The organism is Candidatus Binataceae bacterium (genome assembly GCA_035500095.1).
Classification (GTDB): domain Bacteria; phylum Desulfobacterota; class Binatia; order Binatales; family Binataceae; genus JAKAVN01.
Genome location: DATJXN010000007.1, coordinates 1 through 20,513, shown reverse-complemented (window position 1 = coordinate 20,513; position 20,513 = coordinate 1). Strand labels below are relative to the sequence as shown.

The 20,513-nt window shown below is 66.6% G+C and carries 20 protein-coding genes and 1 tRNA gene; 13 read left to right on the top strand and 8 right to left on the bottom strand.

The window, feature by feature from the left end:
* Nucleotides 1-3: 3 nt before the first annotated feature.
* The 3 genes from VMI09_00870 to def all read left to right on the top strand — a co-directional run bounded on the left by VMI09_00870 (nucleotide 4) and on the right by def (nucleotide 3,584).
* Nucleotides 4-1,416, top strand: a complete 1,413-nt coding sequence (locus tag VMI09_00870) for an MBL fold metallo-hydrolase (protein HTQ23216.1) — start codon at nucleotides 4-6, stop codon at nucleotides 1,414-1,416.
* A gap of 22 nt (nucleotides 1,417-1,438) precedes the next feature.
* Nucleotides 1,439-2,956, top strand: coding sequence for a thymidine phosphorylase family protein (locus tag VMI09_00865; protein HTQ23215.1), 1,518 nt, complete (start codon nucleotides 1,439-1,441; stop codon nucleotides 2,954-2,956).
* 88 nt (nucleotides 2,957-3,044) lie between these two features.
* Nucleotides 3,045-3,584, top strand: a complete 540-nt coding sequence (gene def, locus VMI09_00860) for a peptide deformylase (GenBank protein ID HTQ23214.1) — start codon at nucleotides 3,045-3,047, stop codon at nucleotides 3,582-3,584.
* A gap of 16 nt (nucleotides 3,585-3,600) precedes the next feature.
* Here def and VMI09_00855 read toward each other — a convergent pair whose 3' ends face one another.
* The 4 genes from VMI09_00855 to nthB are packed head-to-tail and all read right to left on the bottom strand — an operon-like array spanning nucleotide 3,601 to nucleotide 5,784.
* Nucleotides 3,601-3,894, bottom strand: a complete 294-nt coding sequence (locus VMI09_00855) for a hypothetical protein (protein ID HTQ23213.1) — start codon at nucleotides 3,892-3,894, stop codon at nucleotides 3,601-3,603.
* Between the two features lie 42 nt (nucleotides 3,895-3,936).
* Nucleotides 3,937-4,332: a nitrile hydratase accessory protein gene (locus tag VMI09_00850; GenBank protein HTQ23212.1), complete on the bottom strand. Its 396-nt coding sequence runs from the start codon at nucleotides 4,330-4,332 to the stop codon at nucleotides 3,937-3,939.
* A 25-nt stretch (nucleotides 4,333-4,357) separates the two neighbouring features.
* The gene (gene nthA, locus VMI09_00845; GenBank protein ID HTQ23211.1) at nucleotides 4,358-5,014 is read right to left on the bottom strand and encodes a nitrile hydratase subunit alpha; all 657 of its coding nucleotides are present in this window, start codon (nucleotides 5,012-5,014) and stop codon (nucleotides 4,358-4,360) included.
* Nucleotides 5,011-5,784 (bottom strand): nitrile hydratase subunit beta, encoded by a 774-nt coding sequence (nthB, locus tag VMI09_00840; GenBank protein HTQ23210.1) that lies wholly within the window; start codon nucleotides 5,782-5,784, stop codon nucleotides 5,011-5,013. Before nthB ends, nthA begins: the two co-directional genes overlap by 4 nt.
* 158 nt (nucleotides 5,785-5,942) lie before the next feature.
* On the opposite strand from nthB, the gene VMI09_00835 reads away from it, so the two are divergent.
* Nucleotides 5,943-6,659 (top strand): hypothetical protein, encoded by a 717-nt coding sequence (locus VMI09_00835; protein ID HTQ23209.1) that lies wholly within the window; start codon nucleotides 5,943-5,945, stop codon nucleotides 6,657-6,659.
* A gap of 5 nt (nucleotides 6,660-6,664) precedes the next feature.
* On the opposite strand, the gene VMI09_00830 is transcribed toward VMI09_00835, so the two are convergent.
* The 3 genes from VMI09_00830 to VMI09_00820 all read right to left on the bottom strand — a co-directional run bounded on the left by VMI09_00830 (nucleotide 6,665) and on the right by VMI09_00820 (nucleotide 10,703).
* A complete protein-coding gene (locus VMI09_00830) occupies nucleotides 6,665-8,200 on the bottom strand; it encodes an ATP-binding cassette domain-containing protein (GenBank protein ID HTQ23208.1) in 1,536 nt (511 codons plus the stop codon).
* Between the two features lie 14 nt (nucleotides 8,201-8,214).
* Entirely contained in the window at nucleotides 8,215-9,543 is a 1,329-nt protein-coding gene (locus VMI09_00825) for a CCA tRNA nucleotidyltransferase (protein ID HTQ23207.1), read from the bottom strand.
* Between the two features lie 92 nt (nucleotides 9,544-9,635).
* Complete coding sequence (locus VMI09_00820) at nucleotides 9,636-10,703, bottom strand: AI-2E family transporter (protein HTQ23206.1); 1,068 nt, start codon at nucleotides 10,701-10,703, stop codon at nucleotides 9,636-9,638.
* Nucleotides 10,704-10,849: 146 nt separating this feature from the next.
* On the opposite strand from VMI09_00820, the gene VMI09_00815 reads away from it, so the two are divergent.
* The 9 genes from VMI09_00815 to VMI09_00775 all read left to right on the top strand — a co-directional run bounded on the left by VMI09_00815 (nucleotide 10,850) and on the right by VMI09_00775 (nucleotide 18,957).
* A tRNA-Val gene (locus tag VMI09_00815) sits at nucleotides 10,850-10,924 on the top strand.
* A 149-nt stretch (nucleotides 10,925-11,073) separates the two neighbouring features.
* Nucleotides 11,074-13,017 carry a threonine--tRNA ligase gene (thrS, locus tag VMI09_00810; GenBank protein ID HTQ23205.1) on the top strand — a complete coding sequence of 648 codons (1,944 nt, stop codon included), beginning with the start codon at nucleotides 11,074-11,076 and terminating at the stop codon, nucleotides 13,015-13,017.
* A gap of 158 nt (nucleotides 13,018-13,175) precedes the next feature.
* Entirely contained in the window at nucleotides 13,176-13,664 is a 489-nt protein-coding gene (gene infC, locus VMI09_00805; protein ID HTQ23204.1) for a translation initiation factor IF-3, read from the top strand.
* A 62-nt stretch (nucleotides 13,665-13,726) separates the two neighbouring features.
* A complete protein-coding gene (gene rpmI, locus VMI09_00800; protein HTQ23203.1) occupies nucleotides 13,727-13,924 on the top strand; it encodes a 50S ribosomal protein L35 in 198 nt (65 codons plus the stop codon).
* A 31-nt stretch (nucleotides 13,925-13,955) separates the two neighbouring features.
* Nucleotides 13,956-14,333, top strand: coding sequence for a 50S ribosomal protein L20 (gene rplT / locus VMI09_00795; protein HTQ23202.1), 378 nt, complete (start codon nucleotides 13,956-13,958; stop codon nucleotides 14,331-14,333).
* Nucleotides 14,334-14,509: 176 nt separating this feature from the next.
* Nucleotides 14,510-15,592 (top strand): phenylalanine--tRNA ligase subunit alpha, encoded by a 1,083-nt coding sequence (gene pheS / locus VMI09_00790; protein ID HTQ23201.1) that lies wholly within the window; start codon nucleotides 14,510-14,512, stop codon nucleotides 15,590-15,592.
* On the top strand, nucleotides 15,589-18,072 hold the full coding sequence (pheT, locus tag VMI09_00785) for a phenylalanine--tRNA ligase subunit beta (GenBank protein HTQ23200.1): 2,484 nt from the start codon (nucleotides 15,589-15,591) through the stop codon (nucleotides 18,070-18,072). Before pheS ends, pheT begins: the two co-directional genes overlap by 4 nt.
* A 30-nt stretch (nucleotides 18,073-18,102) precedes the next feature.
* Nucleotides 18,103-18,420, top strand: a complete 318-nt coding sequence (locus tag VMI09_00780) for an integration host factor subunit alpha (GenBank protein ID HTQ23199.1) — start codon at nucleotides 18,103-18,105, stop codon at nucleotides 18,418-18,420.
* Between the two features lie 48 nt (nucleotides 18,421-18,468).
* Entirely contained in the window at nucleotides 18,469-18,957 is a 489-nt protein-coding gene (locus tag VMI09_00775) for a MerR family transcriptional regulator (GenBank protein ID HTQ23198.1), read from the top strand.
* 36 nt (nucleotides 18,958-18,993) lie between these two features.
* Here VMI09_00775 and VMI09_00770 read toward each other — a convergent pair whose 3' ends face one another.
* Nucleotides 18,994-20,304: a YhjD/YihY/BrkB family envelope integrity protein gene (locus VMI09_00770; protein HTQ23197.1), complete on the bottom strand. Its 1,311-nt coding sequence runs from the start codon at nucleotides 20,302-20,304 to the stop codon at nucleotides 18,994-18,996.
* Between the last annotated feature and the right edge of the window lie 209 nt (nucleotides 20,305-20,513).

Genomic DNA, 20,513 nt, shown 5'->3' with positions numbered 1-20,513 from the left:
AGCATGACCGCCAAACGCTTCGCCGGCGCTGCATCGACCCTGCGCTTTCTCGGCGCCGCCGGCACGGTCACGGGCAGCCGTTTCCTGGTCGAATGCGCGAACGCGCGGGTGATGGTGGATTGCGGGCTCTTCCAGGGTCTCAAGGAGTTGCGGCTGCGCAACTGGGACAGGTTCCCGGTGGATCCGGCCGGGATCGATGCGATCGCGCTTAGCCATGCGCATCTCGACCACAGCGGCTATCTGCCGGCGCTCTGCCGCGACGGTTACGGCGGCCCGATCTTCGCGACGTCCGACACGGTCGCGCTATGCCGCATTCTGCTCCCCGACAGCGGCCATCTGCAGGAAGAGGAAGCCAACTTTGCCAACCGGCACGGCTACTCCAGACATACGCCGGCGCGCCCGCTCTATACTGAAGAGGACGCGCTGCGCTCGCTCGGCTCGCTGGTGGCCTCGCCTTTCGATTCGCGCATCGCGCTCGCCGACGGCATCAACGCGACGATGCGCCGCGCGGGGCATATCCTGGGCGCCGCCAGCGTGATGGTTGAAATCGAGCATCCCCGCCGCCGCACCATCCTCTTCAGCGGCGACCTCGGCCGCCCGCGGCATCCGCTGCTCCGCGCGCCGGAACCTCCGGCGCCCGCCGACGTGATCGTGGTGGAATCGACCTATGGCGATCGTCTCCACGATGACGCCGCCTCGCTCGCGGCGTTCGAGCAGGCGCTCACCCGCACCATCGCGCGCCGCGGGATCGTGATAATTCCGTCCTTCGCGGTCGACCGCACGGAAGTCGTGCTGTTCCATCTCGAGCGCCTGGTGCGCGCGCGGCGGGTGCCGGCGGTGCCGGTCTATGTCGACAGCCCGATGGCGACGGCGGCGCTCAAGATCTACCGCGCGGCGGCCGAGCGCGGCGACCAGGAGCTGCGCCCGGAGATCGCTGCCACTCCCGAGGTCTTCGATCCCGCGGGACTTATCGAAACCCACACGGTCGAAGAATCAATCGCGCTCAATTCGCTGGCCGGGCCCGCCATTATTATCTCGGCTTCCGGGATGGCGACGGGAGGCCGCGTGCTTCATCACCTGGCCAACCGCCTGCCCGACCCCGCCAACACCGTGATTCTCGTCGGCTACCAGGCCGACGGCACCCGCGGACGCCGCCTGCTCAACGGCGAGCCGCAAGTCAAGATGCTCGGCCGCTACGTTCCGGTCAAAGCCGAGGTCATCAATGTGCAGGCTTTCTCGGTGCACGCCGACCAGGCGGAGCTTATCGGATGGCTGCGGGCGGCGCCGCGGCCGCCCGAGGCGGTGTACGTGGTGCATGGCGATCCGGCCGCGGCCGAGGCGTTGCGCACGGCTATACTGAAGGAGTTGAAATGGAACGCGATCGTGGCCGAGCAGCTTCAGACCGTACGCCTGTGAGTCGGCAGGCGGTTCGATTCCCATGAAAGACGGGACCTTCCGGCTCAAGCACCTGTGCATCGAAACCCTGCGCGAGCGGATCATCGTGATCCATCGCGATGCCGTGGCCAAAGGCAATCTGGGATTCAATCCGATGGACCGCGCGCGGGTCATCGGAGTGGATCCGCATACCGGTCAGACGCGCCAGGTCTCGGGGGTGCTGGGCTTCTGCTTCGACACGCTGATCGCCGAAGACGAGATCGGCCTCACCGAGGACGCTTTTCGCGACCTGGGATTGCCGCAGGGCGCGCCGGTCAGCGCCACGCTCGCGTTCGCCCCGCCGAGCGTCGATATGGTGCGCGAGAAGCTGCGCGGCGGACGGCTCTCGCGCGCCGCCTTCGACGCGATTCTCTCCGACGTGACCCATCATCGCTACTCGCGGGTGGAGCTGGCGATGTTCGTGATGGCCTGCGCGATCCGCGCGCTCGACGCCGATGAACTGGTGGATTTCACGCGCGCGATGGTTGCGACCGGTTCGCAGCTGCAATTCGGGCCGGGTCCGATCGTGGACAAGCATTGCATCGGCGGCATCCCGGGCAACCGGACCACGATGATCATCGTGCCGATCCTCGCCGCGCTCGGCCTCACCGTGCCCAAAACTTCTTCGCGCGCGATCACCAGTCCCGCCGGCACCGCGGACACGATGGCGATGCTGGCCGACGTCGCGCTCGGCGCCGAGCGGATGCGCAAGGTGGTCGAGCGCACCGGCGGCTGCATCGCCTGGGGCGGCGCGCTCGAACTGGCGCCCGCAGACGACATCCTGATCACTGTCGAACGGCCGATGGAGATGGACACCGAGGTGCAGATGGTCGCCTCGATCCTGGCGAAGAAGAAAAGCGTCGGCGCGACGCACGTGCTCATTGATATTCCGCTCGGCCTGAGCGCCAAGGTGCGCACGCTGGCCGAGGCCGAACGGCTCGGCGCGCTGTTCCGTACGGTGGCCGAGCGGATCGACCTTCGGCTCGATATCGAAATCACCGACGCGCACGCGCCCATCGGACGCGGCATCGGACCCAGGCTGGAGGCGCTCGACGTGCTTGCGGTCCTGCGGAGAGATGCGCAGGCGCCGGTCGATCTGCGTGAGAAGTCGTTGTTTCTGGCTGCGCGGCTGCTCGAGATGAGCGGCAAGGTCGCGCCGGCCGGCGGTTACCACGCGGCGCAGGCCGCGCTCGACTCGGGCGCCGCGCTCGGCAAGTTCGAAGAGATCGTGCTGGCGCAGGGCGCGCGCGAGATGCCGGGGGCGGCGCTCTTTCAGACCATAGTCGGCGCACCCGGCGACGGCCGCATCCGCCAAATCGATAACTGGGAGATGGGCCGCGTGGCCAAGCTCGCCGGCGCGCCCGCCAACGTCGCCGCGGGAGTGCGGATGCTCAAGACTGTCGGCGACGTGGTCTCGCGCGGCGAACCGATGTTCGAGATTCACGCCGAGAGTGCAGCGCAGCTTGAGTTCGCGCGCGCGTACGCCGCCGCCCGCGCGGACATCATCCAGTTCGGCTTCTAGAGCAGGCGGCGCGGCGCTCGCGGTGGCGCGGCGCGCGGCAAACGGAGATAATCGCGCGGCTTTCGTAAAAGCCGCAGAGGTGGCACCGATGATTCTGAAAGTCGCCCGTCTTGGTTACCCGGTGCTGCGCGCGAAGGCGCAGCCGGTCGCGCCGGAGCGGATCAGCACGCCCGACTTCCAGCGCCTGCTCGACGACATGGTCGACACGATGCGCGAGTACTCTGGCGTGGGGCTTGCCGCGCCGCAGATCCATTTGCCGCTGCGGGTCGCCGTGCTCGAGGTCGAACATCATCCGCGCTACCCGGAGATGCCCTCGGTGCCGCTCACCTTTCTCGTCAACCCCGAGGTTACGATCCTCGACCGCACGGTGGTCGAGGATTGGGAAGGATGCCTCAGCATCCCGGAGATGCGCGGGCGGGCGCCGCGCTACAGGCAGTTGCGCGTAACCGCGCTGGGGCGGCGCGGCGAAGCGCTGGATTTTATCGCGAGCGATTTCCACGCCCGCGTCGTCCAGCACGAGACCGACCATCTGAACGGTGAAGTCTATCTCGACCGGATGCCGAACATGCGCTCGCTCGCATATCTGGCGGAATGGCATCGATTCGCCGTCACGCCGGAAAAGAACTAAGCGGACGCGCGCGCCGTCACTTGGGCGGATAGGGAAGCTTGTCGGGAATCTTGCCGGTCAGCTTGGCCTGCTCGAGCGTCTTGGTCAGCAAGTCGTTTTCAGTAACCTGCCGCTGCTCCTCGGCCTGCACCTTGGCAAGGTCTGCATCGAGCTGCTTGTTCTGCGCCTCGAGCTGGCTGATACGGGCGGAGAGATCGCCGATCTGCGCCTGGTCGTGCCGATGCTCGGCCTGTTCCTGCTGATACCAATGCCATCCGAGCAGCCCGGCAACCAGCGCAGCGACAATCGCACCGACCAGGTAACGGTACATCGTCTATAGCTCGGCGTCCGCCGCAGTGCGCGTGCGGTTTGCCTATCTGTTCTGTCCGTGCCGATGGGCGCCGCGCGGGTCCTGCGGAGGCGGCGGCGGACCGGCCTCGGCGATTCGCGCACTGAGCTCCGCAACGCCGACGATTCCCCTGGCCTCGAGCAGCCGGACCAGCGCACTCAGCCAGTGACGGTAGTAATCCGCGCCGCCGGCAGTAACGGCGCCGGCCCTCTCTGCCGCGGCGATCTCGTCGATCAGGCTCTGCTGGAAATCGGCCCATTGGAACTGTCCCGCCTCGCAGAGCGCGACCGCGACGGCAAAGGCGCGCGCCTCCCACGGCTCGCCGAAGGTGGCTTGGGGAGCCAGCGCGCGGGCGGCCGCGATCAGATCTTCGGCGGTCTTATCCGGGGCGGTCTTTTGTGCGGAGGGCCTGGCTGACACTGGATACGCTCCGTCGGGGCGCACGTCACTTCGACGCGCCGGCGCGGCGCGCGCTCCGCGCGGGAGATTTCGGAAGGCCCGTACCGATCATCGAATCGCGCGTGACGAGATCGGCAAGCTCGTCCTCGCTCAGCTGCTCGGTGCCGGCGGGACGCTCGGGAATCACGAAATAGCGCATCTCGGAGCTGGAGTCCCATACGCGCACTTCCTTGTCGCCGACGTCGAGCCCGAATCCCTTCAGCAGTCCGCGCGGATCGTTCACCGCGCTCGCCCGGTATGCCGTGCTCTTGTACCACACCGGCGGCAGTCCCAGGACCGACCACGGGTAGCACGAGCAAAGCGTGCAAACCACGAGGTTGTGCAAGCGCGGCGTGTTCTCGAGCGCCATCATGTGCTCGCCCTGCGGACCCGGCGGAAAGCCAAGCTCTTCGATCGCCTGGGCGGCGTTGGCGAGCAGGCGCTTGCGGTACTCGGGATCGGTCCATGCGCGGGCGACCACGCGGGCGCCGTTGCGAGGGCCGATGCGTCGCTCGTAGGTATCGATCAGTTCGTCGAGCGCCTGCGGGTTGACCAGGCCCTTCTCGATCAGCAACTGCTCCAGCGCCTTGACGCGCTGGGCCGGCTCGGACAGCGGAGCGTTGTGGTAATCATGTCCGTCGTGATGGTCGTATGCGTCGCTCATCGTTTGCGTCCTTTTTTGGCGGCCGCGCGCGCTCGAGGCCTGGACCGGACGGCCGGCTTGGCGGCGCGCGCCTTGACGGAAGGTTTCGCGGTGGCGGCGGCAGTGCGGTCGCGCTCGAGATAGTCGTCCCAGCAATCCAGGTAGACGGGCGCACGCTCGTTGCGATCGGCGCCCCACAGCTCCTTGGCCTCAAACTCCACGGTGTAAACGTGCTGCGGCCGGGCACCCTTGCCATGGGCGTGCGTGTCGGGAAATACGAAGACGCCGTGATCGTAGCGGACGACGCCGCGCTTGCCGCGCGCGTAACGCGGGAGACGCGTGTGATGCTCGGGATTAAAATTGCGCGCGACCACGCGGTCGCCGGCCTTGAAGCGGGGTTTGTAGCTCTTGTCGAAGCGCAGCTTGACCGCGGAACTGTCGAATGACTCCACCCCGCCGTCGTTATCGGGCGGTCCGGCCGCCTTGGCGGGCCCGGGCGCGCCGGCGTGTCCCGCGGCGATCTCCTCGCGGGTGGCTACGCCCTTCTCGACCAGCAGTGCTTCGATCGCGTGAAGCCATTTTTCGTAGTAGCTTGCGGCGAGGTAGCTGGCCGGCGGCATGTGCTCGATCGCGCGGCGGAACTCGTCGACGTTGCACACGCGGCGTCCCATCGCGGTCAGCGTCATCGCGAACACGCGCTTTTCCCAGTCGGAATGAAAAACCGGCTCGTTCTGCTCCGGGACAACCGGCCCGAAACCGTGCATCCCGCCCAGGTCGTGAACGCCATTCATGGGTCTCGCCGCCTCTCTTCGACGCCGTCCGATTTTTGCCGATATTGAAATGTAGGCTAGGCTTGCCTGTCGATAGCAGTCAAGGCGCATCGCGCCCGGCGAGGAGCTTGACCCGCGCCGACGCGGGCGTAAGAACCTTCCCGAGAAGCGGAGACGACATGAGAGCAAAACTGGCGAACGCGTTGGTGGCGGCGGCGGCATTTGCCGCAATGGCGGCGGGCGGATGCACGCGCACGAGCGGCGGACTCGCCTACTACTTTCCGCTAAAGCCCGGGATGGTCTGGACGTTTCGCTTCACGGGCTCGACCGGCGCTCGGGGCGAACTGGCCACGACCAACCTGGCGCCGCGCCAGGTCTTCGGCTTCAATGCGACCCCGCAGCGGAACACCGGCGGCGACAAGACCTACACCGAATTCTACGCCGACGACGGCCAGGGAATCCGCCACGTCGCGATCGACGAAAGCGACGGCTCCGAATCGCGGCTGAACGACCATTCTTACGTGATCAAATTGCCGATCGCGGCCGGCACCAGCTGGCGCGAGATGGACCGTACGTTCGACGGCACCGTGTACGACGCAGCCACCCGGATCGAAAGCGTCAATGACAACGTCTCCGTGCCTGCCGGAACATTTAGCGGATGCGTCCGTGTCCGGAGCACCGGCCTGGCCTCGACCGCGAAAGGGACGGCGCGCGCGCCGGGCGTCAATTCGGGCGTGCGGCTGGTGGCGGGCGGCGAGGACGTAAGCGTCGAGGACTACTACTGGCTCGCCCCTGGCGTCGGCCCGGTCAAAGCGACGCATCAGGAAAGCCGGGGCGAAGGCATGACCGCGCAATCGATCGGCTTTACGCTCGAGTTGGAGCACTTAAAGCGCTAGGCGCGCTAACACGCGCCCGCCATCAGCAGCCCGAGCCGCGACGGATCGCGCTCGTCCGCTTCCACTGCGCGCAGGCGTCCGCGGCTGATCACGCAGAGCCTCCCGCAGAGCGCGATCAGCTCGTCGAGATCGCTCGAAACGAGGAGCACCGCGCCGCCCTCGGCGGCGAACGCCGCCAGCATTCGATGCGCTTCAGCCGCGGCCGCGAGGTCGAGCCCGCGGGTGACGTTGTGCGCGACCAGCACGCGCGGGCGGCTTTCGAGCGCGCGCGCTACGCACAGGCGCTGGCGATTACCGCCGGAAAGCCCTGCCGCGAGCGCTTGCGGACCGGCCGCGCGGATTCGAAATCGCTCGAGCAGGTCCGCGCATAACGCAATCGCGCGCGCCACGTTGAGCCATCCGCAGCCTCCGCCGCAGGCGCGTGCCAGGAGCGGACGCGCGAGCATCAGGTTCTCCCATAGCGGCATCTCGAGGATCAGGCCGTCAAGGTCGCGATTTTCCGGGATCACCGCGATCGCGCCGGCATCGCAGCGGCAATGATCTCCCCCGTCCACCCTCGGAGCGACGCGAATCAACCCGCTGACAGGGCGGCGCGCACCGGCCATCGCCTCGACCAGCTCGCTCTGGCCGTTGCCGTCAACCCCCGCAATCCCGACGATCTCGCCCGCCGCGATCTCTAGATTCACATGGTCGAGTGCGCGCCATCCGTCGCGCTCGACCAGCAGATCCCTGACTTCGAGCAGAGTTTGCCCCTCGGCTGCCGCCCCGGCGCCAGGCGCGGCCGGCGCGGCTTTGAACGGCGGGGCAAGCCCGCCGATCATCAGGACGGCAAGTTCGTCTTCGGTCGCCTCGCCGCGGGCGCGGCGCGCGACGACGCGGCCGCGGCGGAGCACCGTGATGCGGTCGGCGACGGCGAGCGCCTCGGCTAGCTTGTGCGTGATCAGGATTACGATTCGGCCCTCGGCGCGCAGGCGGCCGAGCAGGTCGAGAAAGGCGGCCAGCTCGCCCGGCGCAAGCAGGCCGGTGGGCTCGTCGAGGATGAGCACGCGCGGCCTGAAGCTCAGCGCGCGCAGGACTTCCATCCGCACCCGCTCGGCCATCGAGCGCTGCTCCATCCGCGTCCCCCGCAGCGGCAGGGCGAACCCGAGTTCGGCCGCCGTCGCGGCCGCGCGCGCCGCGACCCGATTCAGATCTATGGTCAAACCTTCGCGGCCCGCGCGCGTCTTCTCCGCGCCAAAGCCGCCGAGCGCCAGATTTTCCTCCCATGTCATCCGCTCGAACAGCATCGGGCTCTGATGCACGGCGACGACGCCGGCCGCCAGCGCGGCGGCGGGCGAGCCCGGGAGAAGCGGACGGCCGAAGAGTTCGATCGAACCTGCGTCCGGACGAAGCCGGCCCGCCAGGATGTTCATCAGCGTGGTCTTGCCGGCGCCGTTCTCGCCGAGCAGCGCCACGATCTCGCCCGGACGGGCGTCGAAATCGACGCCGTCGAGCGCGAGCAGCGAACCGAAGCGGCGGGTGACGTTGCGGGCGGTGAGCATCGGCGCGTCCGCGCTCAGGCGGGCAGCGGCGGGCCGTAGCGGGCGCGAACGTAATCCAGCGCCTCGTCGCGCGAGGCGAGCGCGCCGTCGAGCTGCTGATCCTCGACATCCTTCAGAATCGATTTGAACTGCGGCCCCGGCGCGAAGCCCATCGCTATAAGATCGTCGCCGCCAAGCAGGCGCGGAGGGCGAATCTCCTCGCGGCCCATCGCGGCGAGCGCGCGGGCGCAGAAATAATAGAAGCCCAGGTTGGAGCTGGAGGCGAGCGCGTCCAGGCGCGAGAGTTCGAGCAATTCGCCGAAACCGTCCTCGGCGAGCATCCGCCTGAGCGTGGCCCGGCGCATCCGCGGCGCCATCACGAGCCGCAGATGATTGCGCACGAGATGGGCGACGCGCTCCTGCACGAAGCGCGAGCGGCGCATCCGCCGCATGATCCCCTCGGCCATCTCCGCGCCCTGCTCGGTGTGTCCATAGAACGTAACCTTGTCGCCGCTCTCCGCGCGGCACTGCGGCTTGGCGACGTCGTGCAGCAGCACGCCGAAGGCGAGCGTCTCGGCGCATCCCGCCTCCAGCATCGAGAGCGCAAGCCAGGTGTGCCGGTACACGTCACCTTCAGGATGAAAATTCTCCGGCTGTTCGCACCCGATCATCGGCAGCACTTCGGGCATCACGACCTCAAGCAGTCCGCTCTCGCGCATCAGCTCAAGCCCGCGCCCGGCGTGGCCGCCGGTCATGATCGCGACGGTCTCCTCGCCGACGCGTTCGGCGGCGATGTTGGCGACCCTGGGCGCCGCGCGGCGCATCGCGGTCCGCGTCGCGGCGTCAATCTCGAAATTGAGCCTCGTCGCAAACCGGATCGCGCGGAGCACGCGCAGATGGTCCTCCTCGAAGCGCTCGTTGGGATTGCCGATCGCGCGGATGACGCCGGCGTGCAAGTCGCGCATCCCGCCGACGAGATCGATGATGCCGCCGGTGGCGGGATCGAAGTACATCCCGCCGATCGTGAAGTCGCGCCGGCGCGCGTCCTCCTCGACCGTGCCGAAGTGCACCGCGGAGGGGCGCCGGCCGTCGACGTAGGGCGCGTCGGCGCGGAAGGTCGCGACCTCGAAAGGGTCGCCGTCGATTACAACGATAATCACGCCGAAGCGGGCGCCGACCGCGATCGTGTCGTCGAAGAGCTCCTGCACGACCTCGGGACGCGCGTCGGTGGCGATGTCGTAGTCCTTGGCCGGGACGCCGAGCACGCGGTCGCGAACGCATCCGCCGGCGAGGTAGGCGACAAACCCGCTCCCCCGCAAGCGATCGATTATCGCAAGCGCCTTGTTCTCCTTCTCGAGGCTCATCGCGGGGGATCCGATGGCTCTAATCTATCCTCGCGCACGGCGCTGGGCCACGGGGGGCGCGCCCGGCCGTTCGCGAGGCACCGCGCCGGCCGCTAGGCGAACGAGGACGGCGGGCGCTCGCCGTAACTGCGGCGATAGACGCGGATGAGTGCGGCGAAGACCGCGATCACAGCCGGGCCGGCGAACAGGCCCAGCGGCCCGTACACCTTGAGCCCGCCGGTGATGCCGAAAAAGAGCGCGACCGCCGGCAATCCGGTGCCCTGGCCGATCGCCAGCGGCTTCAGCAGATTGTCGATTATGCCAACCACGAGCACGCTCCACACGAGCAGCGTCACCGCCCAGCCCCATCCCACCATCACCCAGAGATAGACCACGGCCGGTATCCAGACGAGGGCGGTGCCTCCGATCGGCAGCAGACCGGCCGCGCCCGAGGCCGCGCCGAGGAGGACCGCGTCCGGAATTCCGGTGAATAGATAGCCGAGGCAGAGCAGCAAGCCTTCGAACAGCGCCGACATCAAAAGCCCGCGGATCGTCGAGGACAGCGTCGAGCGCAAGGTCTCGAACACCATCGCCTTGTCCTCGTCGGAGAGCGGAGTGAGCGCGCGGACGAATTCGTAATAATCCTCCCCGTCGCGCAGCAGGTAGAAGAAGGTGAGCAGCATGAGCACGACGTCGAAGGCGAACCTGACCAGGTTGCCCGCAAACGTGGTGGCGTTCGCGGTGAAATAACCGGTGATGTGGGTGCTCGCCCTCTCCATCCAGCGGCGCACGTCTTCGATCCGCAGGCCCTGATGCTCGAGCCAGCGCTCGACCGCCGCGAGGGTATCGGAATGGAACGCCTGACTGCCGACGTGCGCGAATCCGCCCTGGCGGACGAGCTGGCTGAGCGGAACCTTGGTGGCTTCGAGCGCAAGTTCGCTGGAGAGCCAGGCGGTAGGTATTGCGATGGCCAGCGCCAGGACCACGGTAATAATCAGGGCGCATGCGGTGCGGCTGCGGATGAAGCGCTGGGAATCGACGAGCGCGGGATGGGCGATAAAGGCCAGCAGCATCGCCCACACGATCGGCACCATAAAGGGGCTCAGCAGCAGGTAGAGCTGATAGCCCATAAAGGCAAAAAAGGCGAAAAAGAAGATACGGGCGATTCGTTCGCGATCCATCTCCGAGGCCGCCGGCGGCAGAGCTTAGCAGATAGGCCGTCGGCGGTCGCTTGCCGGCCGCTTGGTTGCCCACGCTCGGGATATCTGTTACCGATTCGAGGCTGCGGCCGGGGTCTCCCGGCCGCAGACACCTTGATCTGGAACGAAGGCACGTAGCTCAGTGGTAGAGCACTTCCCTGACACGGAAGGGGTCGGCGGTTCAAACCCGCCCGTGCCTACCAATCCGCTTTCCGCTATACTACTAGCATGACATTTCGCGGTCCTCAGGCACCGGCGCGCCTCCGTCCGACGAATCCGTGCGTCCATTCATGATTGCCCCTCGCCCCTTCATCGCTCCCGCGTCCATGCAGGCCCCCGTGTCCATCCAGGAATGAGCGCCCAGGTCACCGTATCGCTCGACGGGTACTCGCGCAGCGTGCCGCGCGGGATCACGATCCTCGAAGTGCTCGACGGCGCCGCAGGACGCCAGGTCGTGGCCGGGCGCCTTAACGGCAAGCTGGTCGATCTGAGCCGCCCGATCGAAGAGGATGCCACGCTCGAGCCGGTCAGAGCGGACAGCCCCGAGGGACTCGACGTGCTGCGCCATTCGACCGCCCATTTGATGGCCCAGGCGGTGCAGAGCCTCTATCCCGGCACCCAGGTGACGATCGGCCCGACGATCGAGGACGGCTTCTTTTACGATTTCGCGCCGCCAACGCCGTTCACGGTCGACGACCTGCCGAAGATCGAGGCAAAGATGCGCGAGTTGGCGAAGGCCAATCTCAGGGTCGAACGGATCGAGGTCGCGCGGGCCGAGGCGATCGAGCGCTTCCGCGCGATGGGCGAGGACTACAAGGTCGAAATCCTGAGCGGCATCCCCGACGATCGCGTGTCGATCTACCGGCAGGGCGACTGGATGGACCTGTGCCGCGGGCCGCACGTGCCGGCGACCGGGTATATCCGGGCCTTCAAGCTGACCAGCGTCGCCGGCGCCTACTGGCGCGGCGACGAGCGCAACGCGATGCTCTCGCGGATTTACGGAACCTCGTTCGCGAGCAAGGAGGCGCTCGAGGAGCATCTGAAGCTGCTCGAGCTCGCGCGCTCGCGCGACCATCGCAAGCTCGGCCGCGAGATGGCGCTGTTCGTGTTCGATCCGATTTCGCCCGGGTCGCCGTTTTTTCTGCCCAAGGGCGCGATCATCTACAACGCGCTCGTCGATTACATTCGCCGGCTCTATCGGCGCTATGGCTTCGAGGAAGTGATCACGCCGCAGGTGTACAAGAACGAGCTTTGGCACACTTCCGGCCACTGGGACAATTTTCGCGAGAACATGTTCCTGACCACCGACCGCGAGAGCGCCGACGTCGACCGGATCGATTCGAGCCCCGAAGGATGGCGCAAGGGCTACGCGTTCAAGCCGATGAACTGTCCCGGGCACACGTTCATCTACCGCGCCGAAAAGCGTTCGTACCGCGACCTGCCGCTGCGCATCGCCGACTTCGGCCGGCTCCATCGCGCCGAACGCTCGGGCACGCTGCACGGGCTGACGCGCGTGCGTTCGATGGCGCAGGACGACGCCCACGTTTTCTGCACCCCCGCACAGACCGCCGCCGAGATCGATCTCAACCTGCAGATGGTGCGCGACATCTATCAGACGCTGGGCTTCGAGCGGCTGGAATCCAAGGTCGCGACGATGCCCGAGCGGCATCTCGGCACGGAAGAGCTCTGGCGGACGAGCGAGGCGATCCTGTGCGAGGCGCTTAAGCGCAACGGCCTCGAGTATGAAATCAACCCCGGCGAAGGCGCGTTCTACGGGCCGAAGATCGAGATCTACGTGCCCGACGCGCTCAAGCGGCGATGGCAGCTCGCGACCATCCAGCTCGACTACAACATGCCCGAGAACTTCGGCCTGACGTTCACTAATGCGTCGAGCGCCGAAGAACGCCCGGTGATGATCCATCGCGCGATCCTGGGCTCCCTTGAGCGTTTTATCGGCGTGCTGCTCGAACATACCGGCGGCGTGCTGCCGTTCTGGCTCGCGCCCGAGCAGGCGCGCGTGCTTTCCTTGAGCGAGAAGGTCGAGGACTACGCCGCCGAGCTCGCAGGTCTCTTGAAGCGCGAGGGCATACGGGCGTGGGCCGACATTCGAAACGAGAAGCTGGGCTTCAAAGTGCGCGAAGCCGAGATGGCCAAGGTGCCGTACATGATCGTCGTGGGCGAGCGCGAGGCGGCCGCGCGCAGCGTGTCGCTGAGGCTCTTGCGCGGCGCCAAGGGCCAAGTCATGGCGCTTGAAAAAGTCGTTGAGCTGCTGAAAAGTGAAGCGTTGCCGGGCTGATTCGGTCGCTGAGCTGAGGGAACAATTCGACGGAATTGCCGCTTACGTTTGACGGGAGGAGCTGTCAGTTTTCCGCGGCAAGTCGGCTGAGATGCCGACGGAGGTGATTTATTCGTAGAGACTTTCGTACCCCGCCCCCGCGCGAGCCGGCGATAAGGGTGAACAACCAGATTCGCGTCCCGGAAGTCCGGGTAATCGACGTTGACGGCCGCCAGGTCGGCGTGCTCAGCACTCGCGAGGCGATTCGCGTGGCCGAAAGCCGGGGCCTCGACCTGGTCGAGGTCGCACCCACCGCCCAGCCCCCGGTATGCCGCGTCACCGATTTCGACAAGTACCGCTACGCGCAAAAGAAAAAGACCCATGACTCCAAGCGTCATTCGACCGCCACGGCGATCAAGGAGGTTAAGATGGGCGCGCGGACGGAAAAACATGACGTCGAGTTCAAAATCAAGCACATCCGGCGCTTTGTTGCCGAGGGTCAGCGTGTTAAGCTCTCGATTTCGTTTCGCGGCCGGGAAATAACCCATCCCGAGCTGGGACGCACGTTGCTTGATTCGATCGTCGCCCAGGTGCAGGACATCGCACAGGCGGACGGTCTGCCCCGGATGGAGGGGCGCAACATGTCGATCCTGCTGACGCCGCGCTAGGATTTGGGAAAGACCCGAGAATCGGGACTGCATCCAGCGACCGGGAGCAAGAGCCGCATCCGATGGGCAAACTGAAGACCAATCGCAGCGCCGCCAAGCGCTTCTCCGTGAGCAAAACCGGCAAGGTCAAGCACAAAAAGGCCTACCTGCGCCACCTGCTCTCGTCCAAAGGCCGTGCCCGCAAACGCCACCTGCGCCGGCCAAACGTCCTGAACGCCACTGACGCGCGCACTATGCGCAAACTGGTCCCGTATCTCTAGGGCAATCAAAAAGGAAAAGGACTGACCTCCGATGCCTCGCGCCAAAGGCGGCCCCAAAACACGCCGCCGTCACAAACGACAGCTCAAGCTCGCCTCCGGTTTCGTCGGCGGCCGCAAACTCTACCGCCAGGCCCGCAGCACGCTGGAGAAGGGGCTGACTTACGCCTATCGCGATCGCAAGCAGAAGAAGCGCGACTTCCGCGCACTGTGGATCACGCGAATCAACGCGCTCGCCCGCGAATACGGGCTGAGCTACAGCCGCATGATGGACGGGCTCAAGAAGGCCGGCGTCGAGATCGACCGCAAGCAGCTTGCCGCCCTCGCGCTTGCGCGCGAAGGCCTTTTTGCCGAGCTGGCTGCCACGGCCAAAAAGGCACTCGAGGCCGCAGCTCAAGCCAAAGCCGCCTAGAGGGGCAGAGCGCCCTGGCGGCTTTCGAGGACCATGTGGCGCGCGGCCGCATGGTCTTTTCCTTGATTGTCGTTCGATGCTCCTGTGCTCGATCCTTTTTGGGAGTTTGACGATGCCCGGTTTGGCGCGCTCGCGAGCGGACCGGATGGTGCGCATACACACTTCCTGAGGACGTGATGAGAGAACAGCTCGAAGCTCTTCGCGCCGCGGCGATGGCGCAGTTGGACGACGGCGCGAGCGCCGAGCAGATCGAAGCGGTGCGCGTGCGCGTGCTCGGGCGCGGCGGCGAACTGACCGACGTGATGCGCCGGATGCGTGAGGTCGCCGCCGAGGAACGCCCGGCCATCGGCCAGCTCGTCAATCAGATCAAACGCGAGATCGAAGGCCGCATCGAGGCGCTGCAGGAGCGGCAGCGCGTCGTCGCGCTCGCCCGCTCGCTCGGCGAGGCGCGGCTCGACGTGACGCTGCCCGGCGCACGCGTCGCGCGGGGCCGGCTCCATCCGCTGACCCTGGTGATGGAGCAGATGCTCGACATTTTCGCCTCGATGGGCTTCGAGATCGCCGCAACCCAGGACGTCGAGGACGATTTTCATAACTTCGAGGCGCTCAATTTTCCGCCCGACCATCCGGCGCGCGAGATGCAAGACACCTTTTTCCTGCCCGGGGAGATGCTGCTGCGCACGCACACTTCCAACGGCCAGATTCGCGTGATGCAAAGCCGCAAGCCGCCGCTGGCAGTGGTGTGTCCAGGCAACTGCTACCGGCGCGATGAATTGAGCGTGCGCGCCTCGCCGATGTTCAGCCAGATCGAGGGCTTCATGGTTGACCGCGCCGGGCGGGTCACGATGGCGCATCTTAAGGGCGTGCTGAGCGAATTCGCGCGCGCGTTCTATGGCCCGCGCACCGAGGTGCGATTTCGCACGAGCTTTTTCCCGTTTACCGAGCCGAGCGCCGAACTCGACATCAGTTGCCTACTCTGCGGGGGCGCGGGATGCCGCGTGTGCAAGCAGAGCGGATGGACCGAGATCCTGGGCTCCGGGATGATTCATCCCAACGTGCTGCGCAAAGTCGGTTACGACCCCGCCGAGTACCAGGGTTTTGCCTTCGGGATGGGCGTCGAACGGCAGGCGCTGCTCAAGCTCGGCGTCGACGACATGCGGCTCTTTTTCGAAAACGACCTGCGCTTTCTCGGACAATTTCCGTCCTTCACAGCCCGATCTTCGGTCGCCCGGTCTTCGGACCCGGGATCATCGTCATGAAGCTGCCGCTCAGTTGGCTCGCCGAGTTCGTCACGCTCGAAGCCGAAGTCGAGGAGTTGTGCCGCCGCTTGACGCTCGCCGGGCTCGAGGTCGAGAACGTCGAACGCGTAACGCCGGGTTTCAGCGACGTCTTCGTGGCGCGCGTGCTCAAGGTCGAGCGCCATCCCAACGCCGACCGTCTCAATCTGTGCGACGTCGACGCCGGCGCGGTCGGGCGTTTCAGCGTGGTCTGCGGCGCGCCCAACGTGCGCGCGGGGATGACGGCGCCGTTCGCACGCCTGGGCGCCCGGCTTATCGGCAGCGGGCATGGCAGCGGCGGCCATCGCGCCGCGAGCCTCGCCGACGCACCGCCTCTTCAGGCAGCAGTTATCCGCGGCGTGCGCTCGGAGGGGATGCTCTGTTCGGAGCGCGAGCTGGGATTTTCCGACGATCACGCGGGTATCGTGGCGCTGTCGGACGACGCGCCGATCGGGGTTGAACTGGCCTCCTATTTGCGTTCCGACGACACGGTGCTCGACATCGCGATCACGCCCAATCGCGGCGATAGCCTGTCGATCCTAGGGCTCGCGCGCGAAGTGGCGGCATTATTCGGGCTGAAGCTCAAGCAGCCGGCCGTGAAGTCCGCGATGCTCAGGGCGCGCGGCAGCGGTCAGCGCGCGCAGCCGGAGCTCGCGGTCGAGATACTGGCGCCCGGGCTTTGTCCACATTACGCGGGGCTGCCGATAGGCGGCGTGAAGATCGGGCCCTCGCCGCTCTGGATGCGGCGGCGGCTGGAGCTGTGCGGGATGCGCGGCCTCAACAACGTGGTCGACGCGACCAATTACGTGATGCTGGAGTTGGGACAACCGCTGCACGCCTTCGACAGCACGCAAATCGCCCGGCAGCGGATCGTGGTGCGCCGCGCCGACCAGGCGCCAGATGGCGCGCTCGACCGCGAATTTGTCACGCTCGATAACGTGCGGCGCGCGCTCGAGCCGGCCGACCTGCTGATCGCGGACCCGGAAAAGCCGCTGGCGATCGCGGGAATCATGGGCGGGCTCAACTCGGAAGTCAGCGCCGCCACCACCGACCTGGTGCTGGAGAGCGCTTATTTCGAGCCGATGACGATCGCGCGCACCGCGCGCCGCCTGGGTCTTCGCAGCGAGGCCAGCTACCGCTTCGAGCGCGCGATCGATCGTGGCGGCCAGATGCGCGCGCTCGCGCGCGTCGCCGAGCTCATAATCGCCAGTGCCGGCGGCAAGGTCTCGGGACCCGCGGTCGAGGCGGAGCCGCGGCCGGCGTCCGAGCGCCGCGTGATGCTGGATCTCGGCGCGGTGGATTCGCTTTTGGGCGTTGCGATTCCGGGCGCGGAAGTCCGCGCGCGGCTGAGCGCGCTCGGCGCCGCGGTCAAACCGGCGGGCGCGCGCCGGCTGATGGTCACACCGCCCTCGTTTCGCCCGGACCTGAACGAGCCGGCCGACCTCGCCGAGGAAATCGCGCGGCTCAAGGGACTGACCGAGATTCCCGCGACGGTGCCGCAGCGCGCGGCGATGCCCGCGACGCCTAACGACTACAGGAGCTTTATCAGCGCGGCGCGCGAGTTGATGGTCGGTGCGGGCCTGACCGAGCTGAGAACGATCGCATTCATCGGGCCGGACGATAATCGGCTCTATCCCGGGATGGGCGGCAAGGCGGTGCGAGTTGCGAATCCGCTCTCCGCAGAGCTGAGCGAGCTGCGGCTCAGCCTGGCGCCAGGGCTGCTTGGCGCGCTGCGCTTCAATCTCAACCGTGAAGCGGCGTCCTTTCACGCTTTCGAGATCGGCAAGGTCTTTTCGACGCACGATGGCGCGCCGGTCGAGTACGAGCGGCTGGCCGCAATCAGCTACGGCGACTATGCGCTGGGCGCAGTCGGACGGCCGGCCGTGGCTGCAAGCTTCTTCACGCTCAAGGGTGTGCTCGAGCAATGGTTCTACGCGCTGGGCGTGGCCGCGCGCGTTGCGTTTGACGCCGCAGGCGAAGCCGACTATCCGTTTCTGCATCCCGGGCGCGCGGCGCGAGTGATGTTCGATGGCAGGCCGATCGGCTATCTGGGCGAGTTGCATCCGGCAGCGGCGATGAGAGTGGAACTAAGCAGTCCTTGCGCGCTTAGTGAACTTGACTTGGTACATCTCATCGCCTATGGTTTCCTGCCGCGCCAAGAAGTCACGGCTCCACCGAGATACCCCGCAATCCGACGCGACCTCGCTCTGGTGGTGGATCGTGGCATCCCCGCGGCTCGAGTGATCGCGGCGATCAGGGAAAGCGCGCCGCCCTTGCTCGAGAGCGTTGATGTTTTCGACGTGTATGAGGGGGAATCGATAGCGCCGGGCAGGAAGAGCATGGCGCTCGCGTGCCGTTATCGCGGGAAAGATCGCACACTCACGGATGAGGAGGTGAACCGCGCCCACGGCGATTTGACCGAGGGGGCGCGGCGGCGGCTGGGGGCAGAGTTGCGGCAGTAGAGTTAAATTCCGTTCCGGGGGGGGAGCGGTTTGGGGGACGATACTCCGCAGAATATGACCAAGGCCGATCTCGTGGACCTGATCTACGAGCGCATAGGCTCATCCAAAAAGGAAGCCTGCGATATCGTGGAAGAGGTCTTCAAAATAATCGAAGAGAGCCTGCAGCGCGGCGAGAAGGTCAAGATCTCGGGCTTCGGAAGCTTCACCGTCAATCAGAAGCGCGCCCGGCGGGGGCGCAATCCGCAGACCGGACTTAGTATCATCATCGACTCGCGCCGCGTGCTATCCTTCAAGCCAAGCCATGTCCTTAAGGGCCTGGTGGCTAACGGTGCCAAACGATCGGCATAATCGCCGCTGCCTGGATCTCGGGATAAATCTCCGGACGACTTTCGCTGCATGACTTCCCCTGCCCGCACCGCGCGACCCTCGCAGCGCAAAACTGCGCGCCCCCGGGGTGGCGCGGGCGAGGCTGGCGGCGGCGAACAGCTGCTCAAGATCGGCGAGGCGGCCAAGGCGCTCGGAGTGGAAGCTTACGTGCTGCGCTTCTGGGAAACGCAGTTTCCGTTCCTGCGCCCGCGCCATGCGCAGTCAAAGCACCGTTTTTACGCCGCGCAGGATCTGGAGACTCTGCGGCTTATCAAGCGCCTGCTTCACGAAGAGCGCTTCACCATCGCGGGCGCGAAGAAGTACATCCGCGAAGTGGGACTCGAACGCGCGCTCGTCGCCAAGCCGGGCCAAGCGGCCCATTCCGGCTCCACTACGGCGCGCGCCGCTTCCTCCGAGGCTGCCGCGGGACCATCAGGCGTCGTCAGCGATCACACGCGCCGCACGCTGGCCGAGGTCAGGCGCGAGCTCGAATCGCTGCACAAGCTCCTCGAAGACTAGGATTCCGGCCGCGCGTCGATCGGACGCCGGCGCCGTTCAGGTTTGTCTGGCGGCGCGCTTGCCTTCGGCGCCGCCGGTCGCCGACGGGGCGGCCGCGCCCACGATGCGCTCGGTCAGATCGTGCACGGTGTAGCTGCCGAGCGTCTCGATCTCCGCCTGATGCAGCCGCTCGACCATCGCTGCAACCCGTGCGTCGGAAGGGACGGCGCTGCTGCCGCCGCCGCGCACGCATTCGAGGACCTCGCCGAGGCTGATCGTCGAAGAATCGCGTGCGAGGAACAATCCCCTCTCGCCGCCGGCTTCGCCCGGCTCGGTTTCGATTACGATCCCGCCGCCCTCCAGGCGGCGCAGGATCTCGACCAGCACGGCCTCGTCGATCCTGAACTCGGCCGACAGCGTCTCCGGCGTCACCGCGCCGCGCCGTCCGGCCATCCGCTCCCCCAGGCGCAGAGCAACGGCGAGGGCCACGGCGCGCTGGCTCGCCGCCCACCGATTCGCAACCAGCGGCTGATTGCGGCGTTCGAAGGCTGCGGTGACCTCGGCGCCGAAAAGCACGATCACCCAGGTCATATAGATCCAGGTGAGCAGCACCGGGATCGAAGCGAGCGCGCCGTAGATCGCGGCGTATTTGTTGACTCCGTATTGAAAGTAGATGAAGGCCCACTGCGCGATCTGGAGCAGGATCGAAGCCACCAGCGCGCCCACCGCGGCAGCCTCCAGGCTCACCCGGCGGTTTGGAAAAAATACGTAGAGAAAAAAGAAGCCGGCCCAGATCGCCAGGCTCGAGCTGATCAAGCCGGCATGCGCGATGTTGGGCAGGTGCTTGACCAGGATTTCGCGCACCCCAAGCGCGCCCGTCAGCAGCACCGGCACTGCGAAGGTCAGGCTTAGGTAATCGGCGCACTTGCGCGCCAGCGTGCGCCCATACACGACCCGAAAAATATTGTTCAGCGCCTGCTCGACCGTGCCCAGAGTGAGGATCACGGTAAGGAGGAGCGTGGCCGCACCAATCGCGCCCAGGGTCCTGGCGTTGACGTTGGAGACGAACGACATCAGGCGATCGGTAATTTCGGGCGAATTGGCGGTCAGGTAGCGCTCGAGCAGCGGGCGGAGCGCCTGAGACCCGCCAAGCCCGTTAAGCGCCGAGAGCGCCACGGCGAGGATTGGCACGATCGACAGACCCGTCGTGTAGGTCAGCGCCGAAGCCCACAGCAGGCCGTTATCGCGCATCATGCCCTCGGCGCATCGACCAAGGACGCCAGCCGTGCGGGTCTTCAGCGCGCGCCCCAGGCGCGAGTCGCGCGCCTGCGCGCGCTCGATGAAATCGGAGAGGAAATCCTGCGCCATTGACAACACTCGCCCGACGCGGCGGGTGCGGAAGAGCCGCTACGCCCGGCGCGCGGCGTGTTCGGGGATATATCGGAAGTCGCCCCCGATAGGAAACCGGAAAGGCGGCCGCCACGATCTGAAAGTAAGCACGGGGCGGACGGTGCGTTGCGCCGTCCGCCCCGCTATCCACATTCCCCTCTCCACCACAAGTCCGGCCGCAGCAGGGC

Coding starts and splice junctions, on each gene's coding strand:
- VMI09_00870 (HTQ23216.1), top strand. CDS start 4: ATGACCGCCAAACGCTTCGCCGGCGCTGCATCGACCCTGCGCTTTCTC.
- VMI09_00865 (HTQ23215.1), top strand. CDS start 1,439: ATGAAAGACGGGACCTTCCGGCTCAAGCACCTGTGCATCGAAACCCTG.
- def (HTQ23214.1), top strand. CDS start 3,045: ATGATTCTGAAAGTCGCCCGTCTTGGTTACCCGGTGCTGCGCGCGAAG.
- VMI09_00855 (HTQ23213.1), bottom strand. CDS start 3,894: ATGTACCGTTACCTGGTCGGTGCGATTGTCGCTGCGCTGGTTGCCGGG.
- nthA (HTQ23211.1), bottom strand. CDS start 5,014: ATGAGCGACGCATACGACCATCACGACGGACATGATTACCACAACGCT.
- nthB (HTQ23210.1), bottom strand. CDS start 5,784: ATGAATGGCGTTCACGACCTGGGCGGGATGCACGGTTTCGGGCCGGTT.
- VMI09_00835 (HTQ23209.1), top strand. CDS start 5,943: ATGAGAGCAAAACTGGCGAACGCGTTGGTGGCGGCGGCGGCATTTGCC.
- VMI09_00830 (HTQ23208.1), bottom strand. CDS start 8,200: ATGCTCACCGCCCGCAACGTCACCCGCCGCTTCGGTTCGCTGCTCGCG.
- VMI09_00825 (HTQ23207.1), bottom strand. CDS start 9,543: ATGAGCCTCGAGAAGGAGAACAAGGCGCTTGCGATAATCGATCGCTTG.
- VMI09_00820 (HTQ23206.1), bottom strand. CDS start 10,703: ATGGATCGCGAACGAATCGCCCGTATCTTCTTTTTCGCCTTTTTTGCC.
- thrS (HTQ23205.1), top strand. CDS start 11,074: ATGAGCGCCCAGGTCACCGTATCGCTCGACGGGTACTCGCGCAGCGTG.
- rpmI (HTQ23203.1), top strand. CDS start 13,727: ATGGGCAAACTGAAGACCAATCGCAGCGCCGCCAAGCGCTTCTCCGTG.
- rplT (HTQ23202.1), top strand. CDS start 13,956: ATGCCTCGCGCCAAAGGCGGCCCCAAAACACGCCGCCGTCACAAACGA.
- pheS (HTQ23201.1), top strand. CDS start 14,510: ATGAGAGAACAGCTCGAAGCTCTTCGCGCCGCGGCGATGGCGCAGTTG.
- pheT (HTQ23200.1), top strand. CDS start 15,589: ATGAAGCTGCCGCTCAGTTGGCTCGCCGAGTTCGTCACGCTCGAAGCC.
- VMI09_00775 (HTQ23198.1), top strand. CDS start 18,469: ATGACTTCCCCTGCCCGCACCGCGCGACCCTCGCAGCGCAAAACTGCG.
- VMI09_00770 (HTQ23197.1), bottom strand. CDS start 20,304: ATGGCGCAGGATTTCCTCTCCGATTTCATCGAGCGCGCGCAGGCGCGC.